Annotated in this window: 1 protein-coding gene; it reads left to right on the top strand. The window is 41.6% G+C overall.

Translation table 11 applies throughout. From position 1 onward, the window contains the following. Positions 1-333: 333 nt before the first annotated feature. Positions 334-1,621: ribonuclease Y (gene rny, locus U0M88_RS07480; RefSeq protein ID WP_442902242.1), on the top strand; the 1,288-nt coding region annotated here is incomplete at its 3' end.

Raw genomic sequence — 1,621 nt, forward strand, 5'->3', positions numbered from 1 at the left:
ACAATGCATTGTTCTGTATACAAAGAGAAGTACAGGGGATGGATGCCCAGGAAATACTTGTCTATGTCTTAAAGAAGTTGAAGTACTCTATTCATTACTTTTTTATCCGGCAGATTGCAACAGATGCTTTATGTGAAGTTTCTTTTTAATGCTGAATTATGGCTAAATCACCAAACTGTGGGTATAGCGATTTTTTTTAAACAGAGACATATGGTAAGCGATTCTCTCGTTTGGCATTTGACATCCGACTATATTTATCATTAGACTTTGATGTGTTTTTTATGTATAATAGATATGGTTTTTCGTTTAAAAACTTAACTAGGATTAGGAGGTATGAGTATGGATCCAATAACAGCTCTTATCTCAGGGATCATAGGTCTGTGTGTTGGCGGCGGTGGAATGATCGTCTACAACAAAGCAGGGTTTAATAAAAATCAGCAAGAAGCAGAACGAATTTTAAAAGATGCCGAATCAGAAGCGCAGGCAAAACTGAAACAGGCAGTCTTGGATGGTAAAACACAGGCTCACGATTTAAAGATCGAAGCAGAAAAAGACATCAAAGAAAGAAGACAGGAAGTACAAAACCTGGAAAACAAGTTATTGCGTAGAGAAGATAACTTGAATTTTCGTGATGAAGCTTTAAATCAAAAAGAGCGTCAGATTACCGAAAAAATGCAGAAAGTGACTGATAAACTATCATCCTTAGAGAACAAAGAGAAAAAGCTGCAGGAACAAATCGATAACCAGATCGTGGTTTTGGAAGGTGTAGCTAAGATGTCGCAGCAGGATGCCCGCAAGGAATTATTCTCTGTTGTGGAAAAGAAGATGGAGCATGAAACAATTGCGTACATCAAAGACAAGGAAGAAGAAGCCAAGGCAACGGCGCAGCAAAAAGCGCAGAATATTATTGCCTTAGCGATCGAGCGTATGTCACAGCAGGAAACACAGGAGCGTACGGTCAGCGTTGTCAGCATTCCCGGCGAAGAGATGAAGGGTCGAATCATCGGACGTGAAGGTCGTAACATTCGTGCTTTTGAACAGGCAACGGGTGTAGAATTAAACATTGATGATACACCGGATTTGATTACGATCACTTGTTTTAATCCGGTTCGTCGTGAAGTCGCACGATTGGCTTTGGAGCATTTGATTCGTGATGGACGTATTCAGCCGGGTCGTATTGAAGAAGTGGTAAAGAAATACCAGCAGGAAATCGATCAGGAGATCATGAATGCGGGAGAAGATGCCATCTTTAAGTTAGGAATCGGAAAAATCGATCGTGAGATCGTAAAACTGATTGGTACGATGAAGTATCGTTATTCGTATGGACAGAATGCGTTACAGCATTCGATTGAGGTGGCTTACTTAGCAGGCGCTATGGCTGCCGAGCTGGGCTTGAATCAGCAGATGGCTAAGCGTGCCGGCTTACTGCATGACATAGGAAAGGCTTTGAACATCGAACAGCAGGATGGCTCTCATGTAGAACTGGGTTATAAGTTCTGTAAGAAGCATGGTGAAAAGGAAATTGTATTAAATGCCATTCTCTCTCATCATGGGGATGTGGAACCGAAGTTCTTGACAAGCCATTTAGTCATTGCGGCTGATACGATCAGTGCAGCACGTC

The organism is Faecalicoccus sp., assembly GCF_036552745.1.
GTDB lineage: Bacteria > Bacillota_I > Bacilli_A > Erysipelotrichales > Erysipelotrichaceae > Faecalicoccus.